Source organism: Tateyamaria sp. syn59 (assembly GCF_007995245.1).
In the GTDB taxonomy this organism is placed as follows: Bacteria; Pseudomonadota; Alphaproteobacteria; order Rhodobacterales; family Rhodobacteraceae; genus Tateyamaria.
On the sequence record NZ_VCBA01000014.1, the window covers coordinates 1 to 26,242 of the forward strand.

At 62.3% G+C, this 26,242-nt stretch carries 27 protein-coding genes; 7 read left to right on the forward strand and 20 right to left on the reverse strand.

Annotated features, from left to right (window positions below):
* Nucleotides 1-91: 91 nt before the first annotated feature.
* The 14 genes from pqqC to FD715_RS19160 all read right to left on the reverse strand — a co-directional run bounded on the left by pqqC (nucleotide 92) and on the right by FD715_RS19160 (nucleotide 12,396).
* The gene (gene pqqC, locus FD715_RS19100) at nucleotides 92-829 is read right to left on the reverse strand and encodes a pyrroloquinoline-quinone synthase PqqC (protein WP_147113917.1); all 738 of its coding nucleotides are present in this window, start codon (nucleotides 827-829) and stop codon (nucleotides 92-94) included.
* A 5-nt stretch (nucleotides 830-834) separates the two neighbouring features.
* Entirely contained in the window at nucleotides 835-1,722 is an 888-nt protein-coding gene (gene pqqB / locus FD715_RS19105) for a pyrroloquinoline quinone biosynthesis protein PqqB (protein WP_147113783.1), read from the reverse strand.
* Nucleotides 1,723-1,737: 15 nt separating this feature from the next.
* Nucleotides 1,738-1,845, reverse strand: a complete 108-nt coding sequence (gene pqqA, locus FD715_RS19110; RefSeq protein WP_076630733.1) for a pyrroloquinoline quinone precursor peptide PqqA — start codon at nucleotides 1,843-1,845, stop codon at nucleotides 1,738-1,740.
* Nucleotides 1,846-1,929: 84 nt separating this feature from the next.
* Complete coding sequence (locus FD715_RS19115; protein ID WP_147113786.1) at nucleotides 1,930-3,276, reverse strand: sigma-54 dependent transcriptional regulator; 1,347 nt, start codon at nucleotides 3,274-3,276, stop codon at nucleotides 1,930-1,932.
* A 4-nt stretch (nucleotides 3,277-3,280) separates the two neighbouring features.
* On the reverse strand, nucleotides 3,281-3,406 hold the full coding sequence (locus tag FD715_RS22970) for a hypothetical protein (RefSeq protein WP_255450674.1): 126 nt from the start codon (nucleotides 3,404-3,406) through the stop codon (nucleotides 3,281-3,283).
* 3 nt (nucleotides 3,407-3,409) lie between these two features.
* Nucleotides 3,410-4,684 (reverse strand): c-type cytochrome, encoded by a 1,275-nt coding sequence (locus FD715_RS19120; RefSeq protein WP_147113789.1) that lies wholly within the window; start codon nucleotides 4,682-4,684, stop codon nucleotides 3,410-3,412.
* On the reverse strand, nucleotides 4,665-5,864 hold the full coding sequence (locus tag FD715_RS19125; protein WP_147113792.1) for a formate dehydrogenase subunit gamma: 1,200 nt from the start codon (nucleotides 5,862-5,864) through the stop codon (nucleotides 4,665-4,667). The genes FD715_RS19120 and FD715_RS19125 overlap by 20 nt, the downstream gene beginning before the upstream one ends.
* A gap of 36 nt (nucleotides 5,865-5,900) precedes the next feature.
* Nucleotides 5,901-6,527 carry an FKBP-type peptidyl-prolyl cis-trans isomerase gene (locus FD715_RS19130; RefSeq protein WP_147113795.1) on the reverse strand — a complete coding sequence of 209 codons (627 nt, stop codon included), beginning with the start codon at nucleotides 6,525-6,527 and terminating at the stop codon, nucleotides 5,901-5,903.
* A gap of 268 nt (nucleotides 6,528-6,795) precedes the next feature.
* Nucleotides 6,796-7,404, reverse strand: a complete 609-nt coding sequence (gene fdh3B, locus FD715_RS19135; protein ID WP_039689579.1) for a formate dehydrogenase FDH3 subunit beta — start codon at nucleotides 7,402-7,404, stop codon at nucleotides 6,796-6,798.
* Between the two features lie 12 nt (nucleotides 7,405-7,416).
* Entirely contained in the window at nucleotides 7,417-10,314 is a 2,898-nt protein-coding gene (locus tag FD715_RS19140) for a formate dehydrogenase subunit alpha (RefSeq protein ID WP_147113798.1), read from the reverse strand.
* Nucleotides 10,315-10,461: 147 nt separating this feature from the next.
* A complete protein-coding gene (locus FD715_RS19145) occupies nucleotides 10,462-10,650 on the reverse strand; it encodes a twin-arginine translocation signal domain-containing protein (protein ID WP_147113801.1) in 189 nt (62 codons plus the stop codon).
* Nucleotides 10,651-10,703: 53 nt separating this feature from the next.
* A complete protein-coding gene (locus tag FD715_RS19150; protein ID WP_147113919.1) occupies nucleotides 10,704-11,312 on the reverse strand; it encodes a molecular chaperone in 609 nt (202 codons plus the stop codon).
* Between the two features lie 14 nt (nucleotides 11,313-11,326).
* Nucleotides 11,327-11,866, reverse strand: coding sequence for a DUF3306 domain-containing protein (locus FD715_RS19155; protein ID WP_147113804.1), 540 nt, complete (start codon nucleotides 11,864-11,866; stop codon nucleotides 11,327-11,329).
* Nucleotides 11,863-12,396: a DUF3305 domain-containing protein gene (locus FD715_RS19160; protein WP_147113921.1), complete on the reverse strand. Its 534-nt coding sequence runs from the start codon at nucleotides 12,394-12,396 to the stop codon at nucleotides 11,863-11,865. The genes FD715_RS19155 and FD715_RS19160 overlap by 4 nt, the downstream gene beginning before the upstream one ends.
* A 359-nt stretch (nucleotides 12,397-12,755) precedes the next feature.
* On the opposite strand from FD715_RS19160, the gene FD715_RS19165 reads away from it, so the two are divergent.
* Nucleotides 12,756-14,702: a 4Fe-4S binding protein gene (locus FD715_RS19165; protein WP_147113807.1), complete on the forward strand. Its 1,947-nt coding sequence runs from the start codon at nucleotides 12,756-12,758 to the stop codon at nucleotides 14,700-14,702.
* Here FD715_RS19165 and FD715_RS19170 read toward each other — a convergent pair.
* Nucleotides 14,696-15,427, reverse strand: coding sequence for a hypothetical protein (locus tag FD715_RS19170; RefSeq protein WP_223274981.1), 732 nt, complete (start codon nucleotides 15,425-15,427; stop codon nucleotides 14,696-14,698). The genes FD715_RS19165 and FD715_RS19170 overlap by 7 nt on opposite strands.
* A 57-nt stretch (nucleotides 15,428-15,484) precedes the next feature.
* On the opposite strand from FD715_RS19170, the gene FD715_RS19175 reads away from it, so the two are divergent.
* The 4 genes from FD715_RS19175 to FD715_RS19190 are packed head-to-tail and all read left to right on the forward strand — an operon-like array spanning nucleotide 15,485 to nucleotide 17,939.
* Complete coding sequence (locus FD715_RS19175; protein ID WP_039689592.1) at nucleotides 15,485-15,676, forward strand: DUF6494 family protein; 192 nt, start codon at nucleotides 15,485-15,487, stop codon at nucleotides 15,674-15,676.
* Nucleotides 15,677-15,679: 3 nt separating this feature from the next.
* Nucleotides 15,680-16,741: an Mrp/NBP35 family ATP-binding protein gene (locus FD715_RS19180; protein ID WP_147113810.1), complete on the forward strand. Its 1,062-nt coding sequence runs from the start codon at nucleotides 15,680-15,682 to the stop codon at nucleotides 16,739-16,741.
* Nucleotides 16,738-17,445, forward strand: coding sequence for a biotin/lipoate--protein ligase family protein (locus tag FD715_RS19185; protein WP_147113813.1), 708 nt, complete (start codon nucleotides 16,738-16,740; stop codon nucleotides 17,443-17,445). Before FD715_RS19180 ends, FD715_RS19185 begins: the two co-directional genes overlap by 4 nt.
* A complete protein-coding gene (locus FD715_RS19190; RefSeq protein ID WP_147113816.1) occupies nucleotides 17,442-17,939 on the forward strand; it encodes a DUF6505 family protein in 498 nt (165 codons plus the stop codon). The genes FD715_RS19185 and FD715_RS19190 overlap by 4 nt, the downstream gene beginning before the upstream one ends.
* Before the next feature lie 93 nt (nucleotides 17,940-18,032).
* Here FD715_RS19190 and FD715_RS19195 read toward each other — a convergent pair whose 3' ends face one another.
* From FD715_RS19195 to FD715_RS19215, 5 genes are all read right to left on the reverse strand, one after another.
* A complete protein-coding gene (locus FD715_RS19195; RefSeq protein WP_147113819.1) occupies nucleotides 18,033-18,848 on the reverse strand; it encodes a substrate-binding domain-containing protein in 816 nt (271 codons plus the stop codon).
* Nucleotides 18,845-19,561, reverse strand: a complete 717-nt coding sequence (locus tag FD715_RS19200; RefSeq protein ID WP_147113822.1) for an ATP-binding cassette domain-containing protein — start codon at nucleotides 19,559-19,561, stop codon at nucleotides 18,845-18,847. The genes FD715_RS19195 and FD715_RS19200 overlap by 4 nt, the downstream gene beginning before the upstream one ends.
* Entirely contained in the window at nucleotides 19,555-20,259 is a 705-nt protein-coding gene (locus tag FD715_RS19205; RefSeq protein ID WP_147113926.1) for an ABC transporter permease, read from the reverse strand. The genes FD715_RS19200 and FD715_RS19205 overlap by 7 nt, the downstream gene beginning before the upstream one ends.
* A 203-nt stretch (nucleotides 20,260-20,462) precedes the next feature.
* Nucleotides 20,463-21,452: a ParB/RepB/Spo0J family partition protein gene (locus FD715_RS19210; RefSeq protein ID WP_147113825.1), complete on the reverse strand. Its 990-nt coding sequence runs from the start codon at nucleotides 21,450-21,452 to the stop codon at nucleotides 20,463-20,465.
* On the reverse strand, nucleotides 21,449-22,651 hold the full coding sequence (locus tag FD715_RS19215) for an AAA family ATPase (protein WP_147113828.1): 1,203 nt from the start codon (nucleotides 22,649-22,651) through the stop codon (nucleotides 21,449-21,451). The genes FD715_RS19210 and FD715_RS19215 overlap by 4 nt, the downstream gene beginning before the upstream one ends.
* Nucleotides 22,652-23,271: 620 nt before the next feature.
* Between FD715_RS19215 and FD715_RS19220 the strand changes: the two genes are divergently transcribed.
* Together FD715_RS19220 and FD715_RS19225 are read left to right on the forward strand one after the other, a co-directional pair.
* Complete coding sequence (locus FD715_RS19220; protein WP_147113831.1) at nucleotides 23,272-24,288, forward strand: replication initiation protein; 1,017 nt, start codon at nucleotides 23,272-23,274, stop codon at nucleotides 24,286-24,288.
* A gap of 9 nt (nucleotides 24,289-24,297) precedes the next feature.
* The gene (locus tag FD715_RS19225; protein WP_147113834.1) at nucleotides 24,298-26,238 is read left to right on the forward strand and encodes a cache domain-containing protein; all 1,941 of its coding nucleotides are present in this window, start codon (nucleotides 24,298-24,300) and stop codon (nucleotides 26,236-26,238) included.
* Nucleotides 26,239-26,242 lie beyond the last annotated feature (4 nt).

The window sequence follows — 26,242 nt, forward strand, 5'->3', positions numbered from 1 at the left end:
ACCCGTTCCGGCCCAAGGATCACATCCACCTGACGCACCGCATCAAACTGCGTGCGCACGCCACGGGGCAGGAATGGGACATCGTCCTGCGTCACCGCGCCAACCCCTCGCCTGGTTGCCAGCCACCGGGCGGAATGCGCCCCGGCTCGACATAGGCCGACCACAGCGCATCGAGCTGCGCCCACAGCACCTCGGTCTTGAAGGTCAACGCGCGCACGGCAGCATCCTGATCGGCCTTGGTCACGGCATGATCCATCACCCACCCGAGGCCAAAAGCAACATCCTTCGGCGCCTCGCTCAACCGGTTCTGGAAGTAGGAAAGCGTTTCGGAGTTGGCGAACTCATAGTGCTCCAGCAACCCCGCAATCCGGTTCTTGTGAATGGCGGGGGCGAAGAGCTCTGTGAGCGATGAGGCCACCGCCGGCAGCAACGGCTCATCCCGCACAAAGCGCACATAGGCATCAACGGCAAAGCGCGTCGCAGGCAAAATCCCAACCTCCGACGCAACATAGTCCGGGTCAAGGCCCACGCCCTCGGCCAGCTTCAGCCAGCGGGCGATACCCCCCTCACCCGGCGCAGACCCGTCGTGATCCTCGATCCGCGACCGCCACGACCGACGCAGCGCCGGGTCGTTCACGCGCGACATGAAGGCCGCGTCCTTCATCGGGATCCGCGTCTGATAGTAATAGCGATTGATCACCCAAGCCCGCACCTGATCCGGAGTGCAGCCGCCAGAATGCAGCTTGTGATGAAAAGGATGCTTGTCGTGATACTGCGCCTCACCAACCGCGCGCAGCCGCGCCTCGAACACCTCTTGGCTGTCCGGCATGTCCATCACAGCGCAATCTCCATCCCATCAAAGGCGATATCCCACCCTTGGGCCGTCACCTCCGCCCGCTCGGCACTGTGCGGCTGAAGGATCGGGTTCGTATTGTTGATATGGATAAACACCTTGCGGCCTTCCACACCCGATAAACGCTCAAGACTGCCCAGCTCACCGTTCAGCGGCACATGGCCCATCCGTGCGCCCGTTTTCTCTCCGGTGCCGGTGCGCTGCATGTCATCATTGTTCCATACGGTCCCGTCAAAAAGCAGCAGATCGACACCGCCCAAGCGGTCGAGCAACCAATCCGGAATAGCCGCACAGCCCGGCACATATGCCGCTCGCGATGTTCCGTTATCCAAGAGTAACCCCACTGTCTGCTCGCCCACCTCTTCCAGGTTGAGCGTATCGCCCTCCAGGAACAAGGCCACCTTGCCCGGCACCGCAAAGGGCGTGATCGTCAGGCCCGGCACAGGCTCGAATGGCACATCCAACGCAATCTGATGCTGCGCCACCAACGCCGGATCAAGTACGCCAAAAACCGAATTCGACCGCAGAATATCCAAACCGGCCGAGGTTGCATAAACATCAAACCCAGTCTTCTCGCGAAGCGTCAGTAGGCCCGCAATGTGATCTATATCCCCATTGGTCAGCACCACCGAAGCAATGGGCGAACCGCGCAATTCGGGCGGGTGCATCGCGGCACAAGCATCCACCTGCGCCCGGATGTCAGGCGAGGCATTCAGCACGACCCAAGCCGCCCCATCCACCGACACCGCGACCGACGACTGCGTCATGCGCGGGATCACACCGGCACGCGCATCAACGCAATTGCGGCAGCCACAATTCCATTGGGGCAGCCCCCCACCGGCGGCTGCCCCAAGAACAATCAGTCTCATGAACTGAAAAGTGGTTTAGATCACGTCACGCTCGGCGCCGCGGTCATCATCTTCACCGGGGCCATACATGTTGATCTCCATGCCGCACTTCACTTCGCGCGCCTTGGGTTTTGTCCATGCCATTGCAGATTCCTCCTCTTTCACTCAGCCAAGATAGCGTCGCACCCCGCCCCACCATATGCGACTTTAGCCCTAGGCGGTTCACAATCACTCGAGCCAGGCCGCCATGCGCCGGTCGATGGTCTTGCGCGATACCCCCAACCGGCGCGCCGCCTCGGCCCTGTTACCATCGCACAGATCCACCATGCGCAGGATATGGCGCTGCACGACCAGCTCCAGGTTCTCGATCGCTTGCGCGCCTGTCACCGTCCCTTCACCCGCAAATTCCTCGGGGAACGCGCCAAGGATCACGGATCGCTCAATCATGTTCCGCAACTCGCGCACGTTGCCGGGCCAGTCGTAGCGCCGCAGCTTCAGCAGCGTTTCCTCGTCCAGCTCCAGCGATGGCATGGCAAGCGAGGCTGAAAACTGCGCCATGAAGTGCGCCGCCAACTCGACAATGTCGTCCATCCGGTCCTTGAGCGGCGGCATGTCGATCTTGACCACGTGGATGCGGTGATACAGGTCCGCGCGGAAGCGACCCGCAGCTACCGACGCCTCGATGTCATCATTGGTGGCAAACAGGAAGCGGACATTGAGCGGGATCTCCCGCTCCGCCCCAACGGGGCGCACCTTCTTATCCTCAAGGACACGCAAGAGCGCCGCCTGCACCGTCTCGGGCATCTGCGCGATCTCATCCAGCAGCAGCGTGCCGCCATCCGCAAGCAGCAGAAGCCCCGGCTTCAACCGATCCTCCGCTTCGACAAGCCCAAACAGCTCCTCGGCAAAGCGTTCCGGCTGGATCGTCGCGCAATTCACAGGGACAAAAGGCGCCTCCGCCCGGTCCGACAAGTCGTGCAGATGCCGCGCCGCCATCTCCTTGCCCGTCCCACTGGCGCCGGTGAACAGCACCGGCGTCGGCAAAGGCGCCAGCCGCGCCAGCATCGCCCGCACATCTTCCATAGGTTCGGAGTTGCCCAACAGCTTACCGTGCCCCTGCCCCGAAGACAGCTCACGCCGCAACAACGTATTGTCCCGTTGCAGATACTTCCGGTCCAACGTCCGTGCCACAGCGCTCAGAATCTGGTTCGCCCGAAACGGCTTCAAGACGAAATCACTGACACCTGCACGCAGCGCGGCAATTGCCGTCTCAAGATCGGCATAGGCGGTGATCAGGATCGCATCGGCAAAGAACCCCTTGCGCTTCTGCTCCGTCAGCCAGTCCAACCCCGTGCCCCCCGGCATCAGATTGTCGAGGATCACCAGATCGTACTGCGCCTCATCCAGTGCCTTGGTCGCCTGCGCGGGCGAGCCCACGGCATCGACGCGCTTCACGCGGGTCTCAAGCGTTTTGACCAGGAAATGGCGCATCCCCGGCTCGTCATCGATGACCAGTACCTTCGCGCCAGCCAGCGACTTGCCGTAGATATCCGGGGTGGAGCGTGGCGCGTTCATGCGTTCAATCCAACCTCACCGCATCGCCCGAGCCCACAGCACCAGCCGTCAGCCCCAGCTCCTGCAAGCCAAAATACGCCCCCACCGAAATCACGATCATCACGGCAAAGCCCATCATCATGGCCTTCATTCTCTACTCCTTGTTCGTTGCCCCGCGCAGGTACGCGATCAGATCGGCGCGGTCCTGCGGTGCGGCAATCACCTGCATCGGCATTTTCGAGCCGGGGATATAGTGGTCCGGCCCCTCATCAAACAGCGCGTCGATGGTGGTGTCGTCCCACACTATGTCCGACCCGTCGAGCGTTGGCGAGTAGCGATAGCCCGGCACCACCCCCGCCTTGCGCCCAAACACCCCATGCAACGTTGGCCCCGCCTTGCGCGACGGCCCATCCTCAAGACTGTGGCAGATCGAGCATTTGCGCATGAACTGCCGCTCTCCGTTGCTCATCGTCTCTGCATCGCGCAGGAAACTGCGCGTCTCGCCGCCTGCCGGATCATATGTGTCGAGCAGCGCCACCGGCCAGGCATAGATCACATCGTCGATCCCCCCGGCATGGATCACGGTCCCATCGGTGGAGAACGCCAGCGCCCAGACCGGCCCCTGTCGCATCGCGCGAAAGTCACGGGTGATGCGCCAATCGTTGGTGTCCACCATCATGATGTGGCCCTCACCATCGCCAATGGCAAGCTGCCCGGTTTGCACGTGGTGGTCCATCGACAGGATCGGACGACGGTCGAGGGTGAAATCATAGAGCGCATCACCCGTCTCCGCATCAATCACCCGCGTCCCGCCATCGACAGCGCCATAGGCCAGCCAGTCATCGCCCACGATCAACCGATTGACGCCAAACCCATGCCGCACCAAGGGGCGCGGCGTGTCGCGGGTGGCCATATCATAGCGCAGCACATCACCCTTGGACGTCGCCGCATATAGAAACGCACCATCCGCAGAGTAGGCCACCGCGTTCACCCCGGCACCGGGATAGGGCAGCGTCTCTGCCTCCCCTGCCCCAAGCGGCCAAAGCACGATATCCCCATCCCACGACCCAGCAGCTACCACAGCCCCATCAGGGGACGGGGCCAGCGACGTCACCTTGCCCTTATGCTGGCCGATCTTGCGCGGCGCATCGCTCCAGTGCCAGACAGCGAAGTCATCGCCCCCGGTTACAAGCGCACCGTCTACATCTTCTGAAATGGCCGTCACGGCAGCATCGTGGCCTTCAAGCCACGCTGGCACCGCGTCGTCCCATACCCCGACAGAATTGTCGAAACTGGCCGACGCAAGCGTGCCATCCCCGGTCACGACCAGACCCATGACGGGTCCACCGTGGCCTTTGTAGGTGGTGAATTCCTGCGCCCCGACCGGCAGGGCAAGGCACAGAAACAGGCTACTCAGCAGGCGTCGCATCTTTGGGCGCGGCCTTGTCCTGTGCCTGCAACTCCTCCAGCCACAGCGAGTGGTGCTGGCGGGCCCAGGCCTCGTCCACCTCGCCCGACCCCATCGCGTCATAGGCCCCTTCCATGCCGACCGACCCGATGTAGATGTGGGCAATGATGATCGCCATCAGGACAAAGGCGACGATGGCGTGCCAGGCTGCCGCGTACTGCATCTCTTCATGCGGGGCCATCGCCGTGGGCAGCGGGCCGTAGATCGGCAGGCTCTCGATCCCGACGCTGCGCATCAGGTCAAAAGTCTTCATGAACATGGGAAATTCGAAGGGGAACAGCAGCGACACGCCGGACAGAGAAATAGACCCCCCCAGCAGGATCACCGACCAGAAGATGATCTTCTGCCCACCATTGAACTTCTTGGCGGGCGGGTGCTTGGACCCCACGATGCCGCCAGCTTGCGCGAACCACGTGATGTCAGTGCGGTTCGGAATGTTGTGCCAGACCCACATGACAAAGATCGCAACCAAAGCGACCATAAAGGCCCAGGCCACATTGTTGTGGATATACTTCGACGCCATCAACAGCGTCGCGTTGAACTCTTTCGAGATGTAGGGCGCGATGAACATCCGCCCAAACAGGGTCAGCAGGCCCGTGACGCCCAGCAAGATGAACGACCCTGCCAGCAGCCAATGCGCCGCCCGTTCAAAGCTCTTGAACCGGGTCACGGTACGACCCGTTTTCTCATAGTCCAGCTTCACCTTGCCCCGCAGGACAAAGAACACAATGAGCAGCGCAATGGTACCCAGCAGCAGATAGCCACCGTAAGTGGCAAGCGGCCCTTTGCGGAACTCCAGCCAACCCATGCCGCCGTCTTGCACCAGAACTGTCGCCACCTCGCCGCCCGACGACACGGTGATGTCAGCCGACCCGTAGCGCAACGCACGCCACAGGTCGGGGTCAGAAGAACCACCCAAAGTCCCAAGCTGGCCCGACAGATCGCGGGCCTTGCTTGCGGCATCGCCGGTCTTCGGCGCCACCTCTTCCCCGCGCTGGCGGGCGAGGATGTCGTCCAGCGTTTGCGCCCCGCCGGTGGCGGAGCGGTCGATGGTGTCTTGCGTCTCTTGAGCGGCGGCATAAGGCGCTGCAAAGGGCATCAGCCCCAGGCAAAGCACCAAAACCAGAAATGCGCGTAGCATGTCATGTCTCTCCATATGCCGCGCAAGGACGCGGCGTTAACTGTCGATGCTGATCAACTCGATGGTGAAATTCAGCACTTCGTTGGGGCCAATCGCCTGACCCGCACCTTGGGGGCCATAGGCAAGCTCGGACGGAATCCAGACCTCCCACTTGGCACCCGGTTTCATAAGTTGCAGGGCCTCCTGCCAGCCCCGGATGACGCCGTTGACGGGGAAGCTCGCAGGCTCCCCACGCTCGATCGAGCTGTCAAAGACAGTCTCGTCCAACAGACGGCCCTCATAGTGCACGGTCACAGTGTCGGTCTCGGCCGGGGTTTCGCCTGTGCCTTCCTCGACCACCTGATATTGCAGACCGCTGTCGGTGGTGGTCACGTCCTCACGCGCACCGTTCTCTTCCAAGAATTCCGTATTCTCGGACAGTTTCGCCTCGGACGCGCGGGCATTCAGTGCCTCGAAAGCCGCGACGATTGTCTCTTGGTCCAGACGCGGATCGGCCCCCGCCTCGACATCAGCGATGCCCTGAACAAAGGCGTCGAGGTCAAACTCCAACTCGTCATTCTGGGCCAGATTTTCGCCAATCTGCAGACCCAAGCCGTAGCTGACACGGGAATCCACCGACTCCAGCGGCGGGCCGTCCTGTGCCAGCAGAGGTGCAGCAGACATAAGCAGGGCGCTGACAGTCAGCGCAGAGGTAAGACGATGCATGGTGAACCTTTCAAGATAAGAAAACATCATGGCGCCGTTGCTAGTCCCTGCGGGGGTCGAACCCAAATCAACAGAAGCGGAGCGCGCGAAACCTCGCTGCACACCGATGCGGAAACGGGCATTCACCCGCTTTTTTGATTGAGAGTGCCCGGACGACCTTGCCGTCGTCCGGGCCAGAGGGGATCACCGCGGCTGGCTAAGCACACTGGCCAGTGGTCCCCGTCGCTTAGCCGTCCTGACGGCCGTAGGCAGAGCCCCAGCCCCAGGCGCCGGAGCCGAAGCCACGCGCCACGACACGCTCGCGGTAGATGGCGGACACAACGTCGCCGTCACCGGCGAGCAGCGCCTTGGTCGAACACATCTCGGCGCAGATGGGCAGCTTGCCCTCAGCGATCCGGTTGCGCCCGTACTTGGCGAACTCGGCGGTCGAGTGGGTCTCTTCGGGGCCACCGGCGCAGAAGGTACATTTGTCCATCTTGCCGCGGCTGCCGAAGTTGCCGGCCTGCGGGAATTGCGGCGCGCCGAAGGGGCACGCATAGAAGCAATAACCACACCCGATGCAGAGGTCCTTGGAGTGCAGAACCACCCCTTCCTCGTTCTGGTAAAAGCAGTCTACCGGGCAGACCGCCATACAAGGTGCATCGGAACAGTGCATGCAGGCCACGGAAATCGACCGTTCGCCCGGATCACCATCATTGATGGTGACCACGCGGCGGCGGTTGATGCCCCAGGGCACTTCATGCTCGTTCTTACAGGCCGTGACACAGGCGTTGCATTCAATGCAGCGCTCGGCGTCGCATAGGAACTTGGCGCGTGCCTGTCCTCCTAATGCCATGTCGTCTCCTCCTTACGCTGTCCAGATTTTGCAGAGAGTCGCTTTGGTCTCCTGCATCTGGGTTACTGAATCATAGCCATAGGTCTGGGCGGTGTTGGTGGATTCACCCAGCACGTAGGGGTCAGCCCCCTCCGGATATTTGCTGCGCAAATCCTCGCCCTGGTAATGACCGCCAAAGTGGAAGGGCATGAAGGCCACGCCTTCGCCCACCCGGTTGGTGACCATCGCCATCACCTTGACCTTGCCGCCTTCGGGCCCTTCGACCCAGACCTGCGCACCGTCCCGCACACCAAGGTTGTTGGCGTCACGCGGGTTGATCTCGATGAACATGTCCTGCTGCAACTCGGCCAGCCACGGGTTCGAACGGGTCTCGTCCCCACCGCCCTCATACTCGACCAGACGGCCGGAAGTGAGGATGATCGGGTAGTCCTTCGAAAAGTCCTGTTTCTGGATCGACGCATACAAGGTCGGCAGCCGGTAGGCGTGACGGTCCTCGTATGTGGGATAATCCGCAACAAGATCCCGGCGGTTGGTGTAAAGCGGCTCGCGGTGCAGCGGCACCGGATCGGGGAAGGTCCACACGACCGCGCGGGCCTTGGCGTTCCCGAAAGGCGCACAGCCATGCTTGATCGCGACCCGCTGGATGCCGCCCGACAGGTCGGTCTTCCAGTTGGTGCCCGGCCCTGCGATGGCGTCGATGGTCGCCCGCTCTTCGTCGGTCAGATCACCGTCCCAGCCCAGATCCATGAGCATCTGCATCGTGAATTCGGGATAGCCATCCTGAATTTCCGACCCGACGCTATAGACCCCCTCGGCCAGCAGGTTGTCACCGTCCCGCTCGACACCGAAACGCGCGCGGAAGGTGAGACCACCCTCAGCCACAGGCTTCGACATGTCATAGAGGTTCGGCGTGCCCGGGTGGTTCATCTCGGGCGTGCCCCAGCTTGGCCATGGCATCCCGTAATAGTCACCGTCGGCAGGCCCCCCGATGGCTTGCAGCGTCGTCCGGTCGAACGTGTGCTGGTTGGCCATGTGAGTCTTGATCCGCTCGGGCGACTGGCCGGTATACCCGATGGTCCACATGCCGCGGTTGATCTCGCGCAGCGTGTCCTCGGGGTTCGGGGTCAGACCATCCTCTTCCAGCTGGATGTTGCGGAACATCCGGTCGTGATAGCCGAACTTCTTGGCAAAGAGCGCGATGATCTCGTGATCGGGCTTGGACTCGAACAGCGGATCAATGATCTGCTCACGCCACTGGATGGACCGGTTCGATGCAGTGACCGACCCGCGCGTCTCGAACTGGGTCGAGGCGGGCAGCAGGTACACCCCATCGGTGCGGTCATGCAGCACGGCAGAGACGGTCGGGAAGGGGTCGATGACGACCAGCATATCCAGCTGCTCCATCGCCTTCTTCATTTCGACCATCCGGGTCTGCGAGTTGGGCGCGTGGCCCCACAGCACCATGGCACGCACCTTGGCGGCCTGGTCCGTGTTCTCCGGGTCTTCCAGAACGCCGTCGATCCAACGCGACACGGGAATACCGCTCAGGTTCTGCAGCGCCTTTTCCTTGCCATCTGCACCTGTGGTGGTGGCGAATTGACCCGCCAGCCATTCAGGGTCTTCACCCCAAACACGGGACCAGTGGCCCCATGCGCCTGCCGACAGGCCATAGTAACCGGGCAGCGTGTGGGACAGAACACCAAGGTCCGTCGCACCCTGCACGTTGTCGTGGCCGCGGAAGATGTTGGTGCCGCCACCGGACGTGCCCATGTTGCCAAGGGCAAGCTGCAGGATGCAGTAGGCGCGGGTGTTGTTGTTGCCGTTGGTGTGCTGCGTGCCACCCATGCACCAGATCACGGTGCCGGGGCGGTTGTTGGCCATGGTCCGGGCCACACGCTTCAGCTGCGAACCGGGGGCACCGGTCACACGCTCGACTTCCTCGGGCGTCCACTTGGCGACTTCATCCTTGATCTGGTCCATGCCCCAGACGCGGGTGCGGATGAACTCCTTGTCCTCCCACCCGTTCTCGAAGATGTGCCAGAGGATCCCCCAGACCAGCGCCACGTCGGTGCCGGGACGGAAGCGCACATACTCGTCCGCATGGGCTGCGGTGCGAGTAAAGCGCGGGTCACACACGATGACGGGGGCATTGTTCTGCTCCTTGGCGCGCAGCAGGTGCAGCAGAGACACAGGGTGTGCCTCGGCCGGATTGCCGCCGATGATGAAGATCGCCTTGGAGTTATGGATGTCGTTGTAGCTGTTGGTCATGGCGCCGTAGCCCCATGTGTTCGCAACACCCGCAACAGTGGTCGAGTGACAGATCCGCGCCTGGTGATCCACGTTGTTCGTGCCCCAGTAGGCCGCGAACTTGCGGAACAGGTACGCCTGTTCGTTGTTGTGCTTGGCCGATCCCAGCCAATAGACACTGTCCGGGCCACTTTCTTCCCGGATGTTCATCATGCCGCCGCCGATCTCGTCGATGGCTTGCTCCCACGAGATACGGACCCATTCGCCGTTCTCTTTCTTCATGGGATACTTCAGGCGGCGTTCACCATGGGCGTGCTCGCGCACCGCGGCGCCCTTGGCGCAGTGGGCGCCCAGGTTGAACGGGCTGTCCCAGCCGGGCTCCTGACCCGTCCAGACGCCGTCCTGCACCTCGGCGACGACCGTACAGCCGACCGAGCAGTGCGTGCACACCGATTTCTTCAATTCCACCTTGCCCGCTGCCGCCGTGGCAGCGTTGGCCTGGGTGACGGTTCCGCCCGTGGCGGCAATGGCCGACAGGCCCCCGATCACCAGTCCCGTTCCGCGCAGAAACGCGCGCCGGTCTACCGAAGCGTTGGCTGCTTCAGTCAGGATACTTGTCCGCTGGGGGCGTCTCGCAACCCCGTTGGTCTTTTTCCTAAGCATATCGCTCTCCCCTTGCTTGCACCCCCTTGCCGGGGCCGCTCGCTTGGTTTCTTCTTTGGCTCTCAGCAGTCGGGCGTCACGCAACCAGTCGCTGATCCCCTGCCCCGTCCGGGCTTATTCCCGGGCGTGGCGTCCTCCCATCCGGCGTTAGAACCGGGCGCTGTCAAAATACGCGCGCGTGTGCGCGGTATCCTGCATGGTCTCTTTGCTCAGGTCGGGCTCTGCCGCCTCGACCTGCTGCGCACCGGTCGCAACCGCCACCGCCGCAACGGGCGCCGTGGTTCCAGCCAGCTTCAGAAAGTCACGGCGCGATGCGCGCTCGTCTTTCTTCGTCATGCGATCGTCTCCTCTCGCTGTTACGGGCAGGTCTCCCTGCCCACCCTGACGCCTCAGTCGGCGCCGCTCATCCGGAAGGCTTCCGCCTCCACGGCCATGAAAATCTTCCCCACCGTCCCGACAGGCGTGTAGAAAACGGACGTTTTCGCCTCTTCCAGATCGGTAAAGAAGTGGCCCGCCCAGGGGCCGATATGCCTGTTGAAGAACTCTTTCTGCGCGCCCAGATCGGCGGGCGTGCCAAAGCGGCCCACGATCATGGCCGCCATCATCTCCATCAGGCTGGCAATGCTGTCCTCGGGCTCGAACACGGTTTCCGACCGCTGCATCCCGATGCGGGTCATATCCTGACGGAGCACCGCCAGCGGCTTTTCGTTCAGGAACCCGGTCAGATAATAGCTGGCAAACGGCAACAACTCGCCCCGACCCAGACCGATGAACAGCTTGTTGAACTCGGACTGCGCCGCCTTGGGTTTGGTCACGCGCGCCAGCTTCGACAGTGTGCCGATGGCTTGACCCAGCTCAGTGTCATCCCCGGACAAACCAGCGGTCTGCGCCAGCAACATTTCGTCCGGCGGACCGGCCAGCAGCGCGCCCAGAAAGTTGTAAAGATCGGCGCGGGCCCGATCCATGTCTGCGATTTGAATATCTTCAGCGGCTGTCATCTTCGGGTCGTCCATCATGCAGTGTCAAAGGCAAAGCGCATCCGGCGTTGCGGCATCGCGACGGGTTCGGGTTCTGGCTCGGGCAAAGGCACAGGTTCGGCAGCCACAATCAGCGGCGCCTCTTCCTCTTCTTCCATCTCTTGGGCGGGGGCTTCTTCGACATCCTCATCGTCTTCGTCCTCAAGGAACGCAGTCGCCATGCCCTTGCCCACCTGGTACACGGTCTGCATCTTCTCGATGACCATGGCCGCGTCGGTGAAGTCCTCACCGTAGTCGACCAGCCCATCCAGATTGGCGAGCACCGGGTTCAACCGCCACAAGCGGCGCAGCGCGCGGGTCTTGAGGCGTTGGGGCAGTTCAGCTTTCAGAAAGTCACGGACCGCATTGGGGCTGTCCAGCGTCTCGGGTTCCGGCAGGTTCAGCTCGGCGAGGATCTCTTCATCCGGCCGATCTTCCAGCTTCGCCGCTTCAGCCTGAACCGCACGCGCCTCCAGCGCCTGCTCTTCGGCTTCCACGCCAGCACGACGCCGGGACCAGAAGTCACGCGCGCTCAATGCACCCGCCTCCGCTGCCGTGCGGGGGACGCATAAATGTCCGCCGCCGTCGCAATACGCGGATCGCCAATGCCGTCTTGTGTCAAGTCCGTCCGCTTCTTGTCTCGCTTGCGTTTGATGAACACCTCTTCCTCGTGGAAGTTGGTGACAAAGTTCTGCACCCACGCCACCAGCCCGGCAGGCATCGCGACCTTCTCGACAATCTCTTCACCGCTGTCGGTGTAATCCTGCGCCTCGTAGGGCGACGCCGTGACCAGCACGACGTCCAGCGGCTGATCACTCACACCCTCGCGCATCACCACATAAATGCTGGGCACCTCGGCGGACAGACCGTGCAGATAGGCTTCGGTCTCCGCTCCGTGCAGATCCAGCTGCAGGGTCGCAGCGTGGTATTCCACCGCCTCGCCCTCGCGCCGCAGCTCCTGCCAATCGGCGGGACCGGCACCGGGTAGAACGGCCACGGCTTTCCAGGAATAGGCGGCCCACCGCGTCACGCCGGGCAGTCGTCGCAAAACAACGCCCAAAGGCATGGACTGGTACTTGTCTGGGTTTCGGATCAACCTATCTCCTCCGTACAGTTATCAAACTGCCTAATTTCTGATCCGAGAAGCGTCTTATGTGAGGTTTCACGGTGTTTGCGGAAGCAAAGGCAATTTGGCCACCCTGTCCCACCGATCCGCAGCGCAATGGACGAAATGTCCATCATGAGCGTTTCAGTCGGGAATACCGCCGTATACCGAAGCACGAATCACTTGGGCCAATTCGGCACCGTCCGGCGCGGTCGCGACACAAGAAATCGGTTTGTGAACGCCTGCGAATCGGGGCTACGCTACGCCAAACATCAAGCCGGACGACGGGCTTTTCAGCCGTCGCAGCAAGGGGAAAACACGTGGCCAAGTCACTGATTACATGCGATTGTTTGGGCACCCAGACCATCGATGCCGAAGGGTTGTCGCAGGCCACTGGCCTCGACGTCCGCCCCCCCTGTTCCGCCCTCTGCACCACCCAGTTGGACCGCGCCCAAGCCACCCTCGAAGGGGGCGATGCAGTTTTTTGCTGCACCCAGCAGGCCCGCGTTTTCGAGGAGTTGGCAGAGGGTCTGGACCTGCCCGCACCCCCCACCCTCGACCTGCGCGACCGGGCGGGGTGGAGCGATGATGACGTTCCAAAACTGCCCAAAATGTCCGCACTCGTCGCCGACGCCATGCTGCCCGGTGAGCCAGAGAAGACCCTGGATGTGGTCAGCGAGGGGCTGTGCCTGATCCTTGGCCCCGCCGACGTGGCGCTGGACGCCGCAGAACAACTCAAGGATCACCTGGGCGTCACCGTCCTGCTGAGCGATGCAAGCGACGTTCCTGACACCCGCGACTTCGACGTGGTCGTGGGCAAACTGCGCCGCGCGTCCGGCGCCTTCGCCAATTTCGAAGTGGTCATCGACGCCCTGCAACAGATCGAACCGGGCGGGCGCGGGGCCTTCACCCTTACCGACCCGCAGGACGGCGCCAAATCGCAATGCGACGTCATCCTCGACCTGCGCGGCGACACGCCCCTCTTCCCGGCCCATGAAAAGCGCGACGGCTACCTGCGCGCCGAACCCGGCCATGCGCCGGGCGTCGCCGCAGCCATCCTTGCCGCCTCGCACCTCACCGGCACGTTTGAAAAGACGCTCTACGTCAAAACCACCCCCCTGCTTTGCGCCCATTCCCGCGCCGAACAGACCGGCTGCACCAACTGCCTCGACCTCTGCCCGACCGGCGCCATCACCTCCGCAGGCGAGCACGTCGCCATCGACCCGATGATCTGCGCGGGCTGCGGCGCCTGTTCCGCCGCCTGCCCTTCGGGCGCTATCACCTACGACGCGCCGCCGGTCGATCTGACGATGCGGCGGGTACAGACGATGGCCAAGGCGTTCCTCGACGCAGGCGGTACCGCCCCACGCCTTCTGGTCCACGACGCGCACGGGGCCGAGATGATCCGGCTCTCGGCCCGCCACGGCCGCGGCCTGCCCGCCGACGTGATCCCGCTGGAGATGTCGGCCATCGGCGCCTTCGGCCATGCGGAGGCGGTCGCAGCCCTCGCCGCAAGCTTCGCGAACGTCACGGTGCTGCCCGGCCCCAAGGCCGATATCCCCGCATTAGAGACACAAATCGCGCTTACCAATGCCATCGCAGGCGCGGGCATGGCGACCCTTCTCGACACACCCGACCCCGACGCGATGAGCGACGCGCTCTACGGCGCCGAGGCCCCTGCCCCGGTCGCCACACCCGTCCGCCCCATGGGCACGCGGCGGCAGATCACCCGGCAAGCGGCCAAGGCCCTTCACCCCGGCACCGAAACCATCGCGCTGCCCGACGGCGCGCCTTACGGGGCCGTGCTGGTCGATACGGACGCCTGCACGCTCTGCCTGTCCTGCGTCTCGCTCTGTCCCTCGGGTGCCCTTGGCGACAATTCCGACAAGCCGCAACTGCGGTTCCAGGAAGACGCCTGCCTGCAATGTGGCCTCTGCGCCAATATCTGCCCCGAGGATGCGATCACCTACGAGCCGCGCCTGAACCTCACCGACGCAGCGCTGACACAAACCATCCTGAACGAGGAAGAACCGTTCCCCTGCATCGAATGCGGCGCGCTCTTCGGCTCTAAATCCGCCATCGACCGGATCACGGACAAGCTGAAGGATCACGCCATGTTCTCGGGCGACAAGCTGCGGATGATCCAGATGTGCGACAATTGCCGGGTGCAAGCGCAGTTCCACGCGGACGACAATCCGTTCCAGGGCGGCGAACGCCCCCGTGTGCGCACCACCGACGACTACCTGTCAAAACGGCGCGATCACTGATGTTCGAGCGGCTTGCCCAGATCGGCGGGGTCCAGCACGGCCACGTAGGCCAGGATGGCCTCAAGGTCGTCGAGCGTCAGTTCGATAGGCGCGATGGGCGACGGGCGGTCGATGGGAAACGGATCGGTTACGCCCTCAAGCTGGGTAAAGGCCGCGTGGGGTTTCAGCACGTAAAAGCCCGCAAAGCGCGCCTGCCAGTCCTCGAACCCGCGCATGACGAAAAAGCTCGGCGTCGAACCTATTCCGAAGCCGCCCCTGCCCCGCTCGGTCACGTGACAGCGCCCGCATTTGGCCCAGGACACGCCCTGCCCCGCGATGGCATCGCCCGTCATCTCGACCTCGGCCACGACGCGCTCCTGCACCTGCGGTTCAGTGAACAGCGCCTCTCCATCCGGCGCAAACCCCTGTACCGTGCGGCGGCCCACGTCGGAGGTCAGCCAGTCCGCAAAGCGCTGCGCGCCCTTTCCGTCACCGCGCAGATCCATGTGCCACGTCTGGCCCAGCCCGGAAAACAGCGCGCGGCCGTCGGACCCCAGAACGAGATCGGCGCTGCCGGGATCGTCCACAATTTCGACCCTAACCTGGGTTTTCAGCGAAAAACGCGGCGCGATATGCTTGATCAGCCCGCTTTCGACCAGCACGGGCGGGGCATAGAACACCACCCGTTTGTCATCGGCCATTGCCAAACCGGGCAACAGGGCCAAGATCAGTACCAACATGCGCATGGGTCCAGCCTACGGTCCCGCTCTGCGCTGCGTCAACAAGAGGGAGGGGGAAGCCCCATGAGCGACGATTTCAACATGTCCATGCGCAAGTTCCTGAAACAGGTCGGCGTAACGTCCCAGCAAGCCATCGAGGAAGCGATGCGCGAGGCCGAGACAGGCGGCAAGACCTACAAGGTCAAGGCCGTGGTCACCATCGAAGAGCTTGATATGACACATGAAGTGTCGGGCGAGATCACGGGACAGGACTGACACGTGACGACAAGCAGGGATGAGGTGCTGGAGGTCCTGAAAGGGATCGAAGCACCGGGCGGTGACATCGTATCGACAGGTGTGATGCGCGCGCTGAACGTGGACGGCAGCACCGTGCGCTTCGTGATGGAGATCAACCCGGCGCAGGCCGCCGCCTATGAGGGTGTGAAGGCGCAGGCCGAGGCGGCTTTGGGTGCGCTGAACGGGATCGAGAGCGTCGCGATTGTGCTGACCGGACATACGGAAAAGGCACCGCCGCCCGATCTGAAACCACAGCGCCCGGCCGAGCCAAAAGGGCCACAGAAAGTGCCGGGCATCGACCGCATTCTGGCGGTCGCCTCGGGCAAGGGCGGCGTGGGTAAATCCACCGTGTCCGCCAACCTCGCTTGCGCACTGGCTCAACAGGGGCGGCGCGTGGGTCTGTTGGATGCGGATGTATACGGGCCGTCCCAGCCGCGCATGCTGGGTGTCTCGGGACGCCCCGCATCGCCCGACGGGAAAACCATCCTGCCGATGCGCAACCACGGCGTCACGATGATGTCCATAGGCCTGATGATGAACGACGATCAGGCGGTCGTGTGGCGTGGCCCGATGCTGATGGGCGCGCTGCAGCAGATGATGTCTCAGGTGCAGTGGGGTGCGCTGGATGTGCTGATCGTCGACCTGCCGCCGGGCACCGGTGACGTGCAGATGACGCTCGCGCAAAAATTCGCGGTGGATGGGGCCGTAATCGTCTCTACACCGCAAGATGTGGCCCTTATCGACGCGCGCAAAGGCGTCGATATGTTCCAACAACTGCACGTGCCCATCGTCGGTATGATCGAGAATATGAGCACGCATATCTGCTCGAACTGCGGGCATGAGGAACACGTGTTCGGCCATGGAGGTGTCAAAGCGGAAGCCGAGAAGCTGGGCGTGCCCCTGCTGGCCGAAGTGCCCTTGCACCTGCAGATCCGCCTTGCCGCCGATGGCGGTGCGCCAATCACCGTCAGCCAGCCCGACAGCGCGCAGGCGCGCGCGTTTCAGGAGGTCGCCGCCGACCTGGTCAAGAAGGGGGCCGCATGAGCGAGGCAGCCGTCACCTTCCCCCCGCTGATGTGGGGCGAGGAAGCCCCGAACAGTGCGTTTGACCACGCCGTCATGCGCGCGACGCTGGGCTGTGACGCGGGTCTGATCGCTTACAAATTGGGTGCAGCAGAGATGGAGGCGGCGCTTGTCTTCGCCCCCGAAGTGCCGTTGGCCAAGGCGATGACCATGCTACCGCTCTGCGGTGTGGGCTTTCAAAACGCGCTTGGCGCACTGGCCCCGCCCGAGGTCGCCGTGCATCTCGACTGGTGGGGCGGCATTCGCGTGAACGGCGCGCGCTGCGGTGGGTTCAGGGCGATGGCGTCGGGGGCCGATAGCGATGCTGTACCGGACTGGCTGGTCATCGGCTTCACACTGCCGCTGATCCCCGCCTCTGAAGACATGGGGCACACGCCGGATGAAACCGCGCTTTTCGCCGAAGGCTGCGCCGAGGTTGATCCCCCTACCCTGCTGGAAGCTTGGGCGCGACATACGCTGAACTGGTTGAACCGTTGGGAAGATGAAGGCTCCGCGCCGTTGCATTCCGAATGGCGTGGGTTGGCGCACGGGATCGGTGAAGATGTGAAAAACCAGTCTCTAACCGGCACATTCCTGGGTGTGGATGAGGATTTCGGAATGCTTCTGCGCGACGACACCACCACCCACCTGATCCCGCTGACCAAAGTGCTGGAGGCACAGACATGAAACTCGCCCGCGCGATCCACTTTGACGAAAGCGACATGAACGTCTTTGCCTCTCCTGCCCGCACGGGCGAGTGGTGCATTTCCGGCGGATTCGAGTTTTCAAACTGGGGCGAAGGCGACCTGACGGGTAAGGCGCGCCAAGCCTTTGCCAACGGCTGGTTCGGGTTGGAGACCGGTGGGCGTGTGACCTTTGTCGCGGTCACACAAATGGAACAGGCCGAGTTGGAGACGCTGACCGACTTGCTGGCGCAGCACTTCGTCACTTACTACGGCGCGCCCTCAGTCGAGGCTGCACGCCCTGTTGCGACCGAGGAACTGTCGCAAATGATCGAGCTATGCGAAGACCACGATCCCAATACGTTGCTGACCGTGGCGCGCGAATTGACTGAGGCCGGCGTACGCGAAGCCTACCGCACGATCCAGCCGCAGGATGCGGGCCTGGACCAGTTCGCGGTCCACGGGGATACAGGCGATCATGGCGGCCACAGCCACTGAGATGGTTTTGAATTCGCTGGACCAATCCGACTGATGCGGGGGCGCTGCCCCCGCGCCCCCGACATATTTTTAAAGAGAAGAAGCCAAAACCGTCTAGTTAGAGACAGGTTGTGCGTTGAAGACGAACAGGGTCTCGCCGTTGATCCTGTATCCGTCGATCAGCGCCTTCGCCCGGTCCGAGGTCAGCCAGTCCTCCAGCTTCATCACCAGCTCGGATTTGACATGTGGGTGGCGTTCCGGGTTCACGGGGAGATAGGCGTATTGATTGAACAGCACCGGATCGCCTGCAAAGAGCAGCGCCAATTCGCCCTTGTTCCCGAAATTCAGCCAGCTTGCGCGGTCCGACAGGATGTAGGCGTTGAGGCCCGACGCCGTGTTCAGGGCTGCCCCCATCCCGGCGCCCACGGCGCGGTACCATTCGCCGAACGTGTCGGCGGCCAGGTCCGCATCGGTCCATAGACTCAGCTCTTTCTTGTGCGTCCCGCTGTCGTCACCACGGCTGACGAAAGCCGCATTGGACGCCGCAATTTGCTGGAGCGCCTCAGCAGCCGTTTCCGCGCTCGCGATGTCGGCAGGGTCTTCGGACGGGCCGACAAAGACGAAATCGTTATACATGATCTCGCGCCGGTGCGTACCGAACCCGTCGGCGACAAAGGCCTCTTCGGCCATGCGGGAATGCACGAGGATCGCGTCGACATCACCCGCCTCCCCCAGCTTGAGCGCCTGGCCTGTGCCGACCACAAGCAATTGCACCTCAAGGTCCAGATCATTTGCGATTTCGGGCAGCAGCACATCGGCGAGACCGGAGTTATGGAACGACGTGGTGACCGCCATGCGCATCTGGTCCGCGGCCTGGGCCACGCTGGCTGCCATCAGAGCCAAGAAGGCGAAGAACACTCTCTGTTTCATTCCACGATGTCTCCTTGCAGAAAGGCCCGTGCTTCGGGCGTTTGGGGGGCGTCAAAGAATTGTGGCGCGGCGCCGGTTTCGTGCACCTTACCACCGAGCATGAAAACTACCTCGTCCGCGATCCGGCGTGCTTGACCCATGTCATGGGTCGACAGGATCAAACGTGTTCCATCCGCCTTGGCCTGCAGCAGAATCGCTTCGATTTCGCGCATGGCGCGCCCGTCGAGCGAGGCGGTCGGCTCGTCCAGGAACACGAGCGTGGGGTCGGTGATGAGGGCGCGTGCGATGGCCAGCTTTTGCTGTTCGCCACCCGACAGGACCATCGCGCGGCGCTGCAGATGCGGCTCTAATCCGACCTTTTCGGACCAGTCCCGCGCCGCCGCGCGCGCCGTTTTCCGCGCGACACCACGCAGCTGCAGCGGGTAGGCCAAGTTCTCTTCCACCGTACGCCGCAGCACGACCGGTTGCTGAAACACAAAGGCCTGATGATGACGCGCCGTGTCCGTGTCACAGGTCCACTTTACGGTCCCGCCGGTCAGCCGCGCTGTGCCGTGCATCAGGCGCAAAAGCGTCGTCTTGCCGGACCCGTTGGGGCCCATGACGACGCACAGCCCCTGCCCGTCCAGCGACAGATCAATCGGCCCGACGAGCCGCTTTCCGCGCCGAGACGTCTCCGCCCCTTTCAGCGTCAATGGAAAGAGGTCGCTTACCATCGACTGTCCCTTTCCGTCTGGCCGACCCAGTGGATCAACAGGTTTACCCCGAGCGCCAGAGCGATGAGGACAAAGCCCAGGGCCAATGCCAGTGCAAACTCGCCCTTACCTGTCTCAAGCGCGATGGCAGTGGTCAGCACGCGCGTGGCGTTATCGATGTTCCCGCCGACGATCATGATGGCACCGACCTCTCCGATGCCCCGTCCAAAGCCCGCCAATGCGGCCGTCAGGAGCGCCCGGCGTGCGTCCCAGAGCAGCGTGCGCACCTTTTGCATCTGCGTGACGTTCAGGGAGATTAGGAGATCGTGATATTCGGCCCACAACTCGCGCAGAGACTGATGCGCGATGGAGGCGATGAGCGGGACGATAATGATCACCTGCGCGATGATCATGGCCGTCGGTGTGAACAGCAGGCCAAGCGCGCCAAACGGGCCGGAACGCGACAGAAAGATGTAAACAATCAACCCTACGACGACCGGCGGCAGGCCCATCAAGGCGTTAAGAACAGCAATGGTTGCGCGCCGCCACCGGAAGCGACGTACAGCGAGCAACGCGGCCAAGGGCAACGCGATCAGGCAGGCGATCACAAGAGCCGTCAGCGTCACGCGCAGCGAGCGCAACGCGATGTCCGCCAGTTCGGCATCGAACGTGACGATCAGCCAGAATGCGTGGCGCAGACCCTCCCACAGATCGACGATGGCCGATCCTCCCATTGCTTTATTTTGCCTGAAATTGAACGGTTTTTCGGGGGGATACCACCCCTGTTCTGCCGACCCGCCAGCTTGTCGCTGGCGGGTCGCATGGCTCTATTCGGTGTGGTCAGATTGTCCGCGTAACAAAAATTGCCCACGGGCAATGTTCGGGTGCGGGATCAGAAATTGCCCATGGGCAATTTTCCAATTCAGCCGTCAAATTCGGTTTTCAAATAGGCGGAAAACGCCCCTTCCAGTTGAGCGCGACTTAGATCCGCATCGAACTCCACATGGATTTTACGCCCCTTGCGCGACACCTCGATCCCGCGATCATGCGTGCTGCGGCGGTAGACCTTTCCAGTTGGTTCAGGCTTTGGCATCGCGGGCCGTCCAGCGCGCGTCAGGCGGCGCATCACTGTCGCTGCATCCACGAACGACCCTCGACCAGAGCGCGCTTGCGCTTGTTCGCGCCCGATGGCGCCAGCCTCTTCCAACACGACACGGGAGGTATCTGGTTGGGACAAAAGCGGCTTCAGCTCGCGCGCATTGCGCTCGCGGATTTCGCGGATGTTCGGAAACGCCTCGACAATAGCCTGCGGTAGCTTTGCCAGTTGCAGATAGCGGGACAGCCAGGGCTGGCTCACCTCCAACCGCTCCGCCATCGCCTTTTGCTTGCCGCCGTAGTAGCGCGCAACTGCGTCCGCATAGTCCAAGGCGCGTTCATAATCCGAGATATCCTCACGGTCGCGGTTTTCGATGTCCGCCAGCCGGAACGCTTCTTCGTCGGACAGTTGCCGCGCCTCAACCAGATATTTGTACTGCGTGTAGTTGTTGTTGCGCAGCCAGGATACGGCGAAGTGGCGACGGGCGCCGCAGATCACTTCGAAGTCATACTCCTCGTCATCGACAGGCCGCACGATAGCCGGGAATTCCTGCTGACCCTGAGACCGGATACCGTCGATCAGGTCACGGCAATTGTCTTCGGTCAGCAGTGCGTAATCGCGGTTGTGGCGCGCCCACATGCGACAGCGGGCCGGATCGACCCAGCGCAATGTCTTTTCCTCAACCTCGCCAGCCAGCCGATCGCTGATCGCGGTCGTCCGCTTTAGAAAGCGTGCCCCGGCGCGGTCAGACGCATCGGGAACGCCTTCCAAATCGCTCAGGACATCGTCAAAGATTGCATCGTGCTTGCGGGTCATAGCAGTCCCTCCTTGCGCAATTGCGCGTGATGGCTTGGCCAGGTCTTGCGGATCAACACCTCGATCTCGCGACAGACGGCATCCAGGTAGGCGCGGCAGCGTTTGTGCGTCTCGGTCCGGGTGGCCGGGCCGGTCAGCTCGTAGACGGTGGACAGGTTCGCCGCGGCATTGTCGATCTCGGCGCTGTCCTTGAGCACCGATTGCAACATGTCCATGGGGAAGACCGCGTCCATCATCCGTTTGATCGCCATATGCGCCGATTTCGAGTCGTTCATCTTGGTTGCGAGGATCTTAACAAAGGCATAATCGCGCGTACCCCCGTGGCGGGCGAGTTCGTTGAGCGTGGCGCCCAGCATTTTGAGGAAATGCGCGGTGGAGCCGAAGTCGATGTTGTTCGGCGGGGCAGGGATGACCAAGGCATCTGCCGCGCGCAGCACAGAGAGCGACAGCATCCCAAGGGCAGGGGGCGGGTCGAGCAGGATGACGTCGAAGCGGTCCTTGATCGTCTCTAATCCGTTGCGCAGGCGGTCCAAAACGAAGACCTGCTCCCGCGCCATGCGGGCGGCGAATTCGTACTCGGCGTCATAGAGCCCAAGGTTCGCGGGGATCAGCGCGATGTTTGGCCAGTAGGTGGCGCGCAGAGCGTAGGACAGGTCTTGCGGCCCGCCGTGGCGGAAGAAGGGGTAGAGCGTGTCCTCCTCTTCATCGACATCCACGTCGGGGTTGAGGCCGAAGACGGAGGTTGTGCTGGCCTGACTGTCACAATCCACGACACAAACGCGGTAGCCTTGCAACGCGAGGTGTTGGGCGAAGTGGCAGACCATCGTGGACTTGCCGACACCGCCTTTGAAGTTCTGTATGGCAAGAACCATCGCCGGATCGCTGTCGGCGCGTTGGGGCAGGGTGCCGAACACCTGTCGCATGCGGTTGACGTCGGCAAGGCTGTAGCCCGTGCGTCGTCCAGTGGTTGGATCCTTCTCTGGCATCGGCAGCCGACCATCCGCTTCGGCGTCGCGGATCAGTTTGTCGCTGCGTCCGACCATATCCGCAGCGCGCTTGACGTTGAACCGCAGGTCGAGCGACTTTTGTGCGCCGGGGGCATACAGCCTGTCGCGCAGCCGGTCGATAACCGTGGACGCGCGGGTGGCGAGTTTGTCCAACTCCTCGAGGGAGACGGGGGGTAGGGCGGACTGCTCCATTTCGGACCTCTTCAGGGGGTGTTGGTCCGAATCATGACGGGTGCGGGCGATTGCCTCAAGTGCAAACTTTTAGGGAAGGGTTCGAAAAAAGCGGAAATCTGCGGGAGGGGCGCAAATGGTCAGAAGCTGCGCCCCGATGCTTCGATGTATGGAAGTATTAGACTGTTTTTAGCCGAGCCTAACCCAGATGTGTGCGTTCGGAGTAGCATCCCAGACGGTTGCCCCGAAATTACCTGGAAATCTAAATCTAAAAACACGCTCTATTCAGGATTCTTAGAGTTCTATGTTCAGGTTGCGCAAATCCCTGTGTTTCAAAGCCCAAACGGCTCTACCGCTTACGTTCCGGGGCGGTTTGGCTTACGTTCCGGGACGGCAATTCCTACGTCTCGGGGCGCTTACTCTTACGTTTCGGGTGAGCCTTAATCCTTACGTATTGGGTTTGTCCGTGCTCCGACTCAGGCCTTTGATTTTCTGGTGTATTTCGAATCACTTCCCCGAAGCCTCGAATCCGCACAGTTCGCTTAACCTTACAAATTGGGTGCCCCGCTTTTTGTGGACGCCTCTCGGCAACGCCGTTATTCTTACGCCACACTGCCCGTCAGAGGTAAGAGAAGAGCAGCATGGCGGAACGCCCGACACAATCCTACCGGACCATTGACGCCCGGCCAAATGCGCAGAGCCTGGTGAAGCCGGGTGAGCTGGTGGACCTGGTGGAAGTTACGCCTCTGACGCTGGCGGATCGGCGCATCTATAATCAGCTGCTTGAGAATGCCTGGGACGCGATTGAAAAGCCGGTGACGCATGTGATCTCGAAATCTGATCTGCGTGGGTCGCACAATTCCAATGATAGGGTAGGGGAGTCGGTCGAGCGGCTGATGTCGGCCATCGTCAAGGTGAAGGTCACCCATGAGGGCGAGGATGCCATCGAGCGGGTGCAACTGCTGGGCGGGAACATCGAGACGACGCGGCGCGACGGGGTGCTAGAATACGAGATCCCGCAGCGCCTGCGCAAGATCATTAAGGATTCGACCGTGTTTGCCCGCCTGCAGCGCGAGGTGATGTTTGCGCTGAGTTCCAAATACGCGCTGACACTCTACGAGATGATCCAGAAGCGGGGGAACTTGCGCTATCGGTCGTCTGAAAAATTTGCGCTGGATGATCTGCGGGGCGTGCTTGGCGTGCCCAAGGGCAAGCTGACATCCTGGTCAAACCTCAAGCTGCGGGCGATTGAACCGGCGGTGGCCGAAGTGAACATGCTGTCGGACTACATGGTCGAGATTGAGCCGGTGAAGACCGGGCGGCGTGTGACGCATATCGAGTTGAAATGGTGGCGCAAGGACGGAGCAGGGACCGTTAAGGCGGAGCGCGAACTCACATTCTCCAAGGTTGGGCGCAAGGCGCGGATGACAAACACGACCGAAGAATTGAAACCCCGTCCCGCTTGGTTGGAAGCAGCAGGTCCCGCGTTGCGCACCGAGACCTACGAGACTGCGCGGCTGCGCTATCCGGGCTATGATATCTACCATGTGGAAAAGGAGTGGCGCGCCTGGGCCGCGTCGAAGGAGCCACCGCGGGATGCTGACCGCGCCTACCTCGCCTTTTTCCGGAGCTTTGCGGAAAACAACCCGCTGCGCTAGCGTACGCCCATGAACTCCGTCCGTTTCCGTCTGTTGATCCTGGCCCTCGCGCCGATGGTCGTGCTGATGCCGCTGCTGCTCTTTCTCGGCATGACGCGGTGGACGGCGGATTATGACGAGGTACTCATCGCGAATGTGGAAAGCGACCTGCGGATTGCGGAGCAGTACCTGTCGCGGCTGATGGTACAGACCGGGGATGAGGTGCAGGCGGTGGCCGGATCGGTCGAGTTTGCACAGACGCCGCCCGAAGGCTTCGACGTCTTTTTTGAAGACAAGCGCGCCGCGCTTGAGTTGGACTTTCTTTACTATCTGCCGCGCGACGCGGTGACGGACCAGTGGCCCGTCGAACAGAGTGCGGCGGCAGGGCAGGGGCGGACCGAGATCGACATTTTCTCAGGCGCGGCGCTTGCGGCCATTTCGCCTGAGCTCGCGGCACAAGCGCGCTTGCCGCTGATTGATACCGAAGCCGCGGTGCCCACTGATCGCACCGTCGAGGATCGGGGGATGGTCATTCATTCGGCCACCCCGGTGTCGCTGCCGGGCCGCGATGGGGTGCTGGTGGGGGGCATCCTGTTGAACCGGAACCTGGGCTTCATCGATACGATCAATGCGCTTGTTTATCAGGACGCCGTTGGGGGCGGGTCGCGGCAAGGCACGACCACTCTGTTTCTTGAGGACGTGCGCGTTTCGACAAATGTGCGCCTGTTCGAGGATGTGCGCGCCCTTGGCACCCGCGTCTCAGCCGCCGTGCGCGGCAAGGTGTTGGGCGAGGGGCGCACGTGGCTCGACCGGGCCTTCGTGGTGAATGACTGGTATATCTCGGGCTATCTACCCCTTACGGACAGCTTCGGGGATTATGTGGGCATGCTTTATGTCGGCGTTCTGGAAGAGCCGTTTACGATTGCCAAGCGGAACGCATTCCTTGTCATTCTGGGCGCTTTTGTTGCGGTTTTGCTGTTGTCGGCGCCGGTGTTCCTGTGGCTGGCCAAGGGGATCTTTGCGCCGCTTGAACGGATGACCCACACCATGTTCCTGGTCCGACGCGGCAATCTTTCGGCGCGGAACGGCGAGAGCGGCGGCACGGGCGAGATCGGGGAAGTGGCGGGGCACCTCGATGATCTGCTCGATCAGGTGCAGGAGCGGGACGAGGAATTGAACGTGCGCGTGGCGCAGCGGACGGCCGAGTTGCAGAGCGCGAATGAAAAGCTGGAAGAGACGTTCCGGCAACTGGTGATGAGCGAAAAGCTGGCCTCGATCGGGGAGATCACGGCAGGTGTCGCGCATGAGATCAACAATCCCGTGGCTGTAATTCAGGGCAATGTGGATGTGATCCGCGAAACGCTCGGCGAGGATGGCGATGCGATCCGCACCGAGTTGGGGCTGATCGACAGGCAGGTGGCGCGCATCCGGACCATCGTGGGCAAGCTGTTGCAGTTTGCGCGGCCGGGTGAGTTTGCGGATGTGGAACACAGCGTGCCAGTCGGGCCGGTGATTTCAGATTGTCTGGTCCTGGTCAATCACGTCATCTCGCAGACCGAGATTGAGGTTGTGACGGAGCTGAACGCGCTGAACGACGTGCGGATTGATCCCGGAGAGATGCAGCAGGTGTTGATCAACCTGATCATGAATGCGGTGCAGGCGATGGATGGGCAGGGGACCCTCACCATCGAGGCCGAAGATGCAGTGCAGGAGGGCGTACAGGGTGTGCGTGTGGCGGTGCAAGACACCGGGCCGGGTATTGCGCCGGAGCGGGTCGATGATGTCTTTGCCCCGTTCTACACCACCAAGCAGGCAGAGGGGACTGGGCTGGGCCTGTCGATCTCTCAAACCCTGATCCAAAGGGCAGGGGGTTTGATCCGGGCGCGCAACCGTACCACCGGTGGCGCCTGTTTTGAGATCTGGCTGCCGGTGGCGGCGCAGGACGATATGGCGCTGACCCACAGCGCCTGAGTCG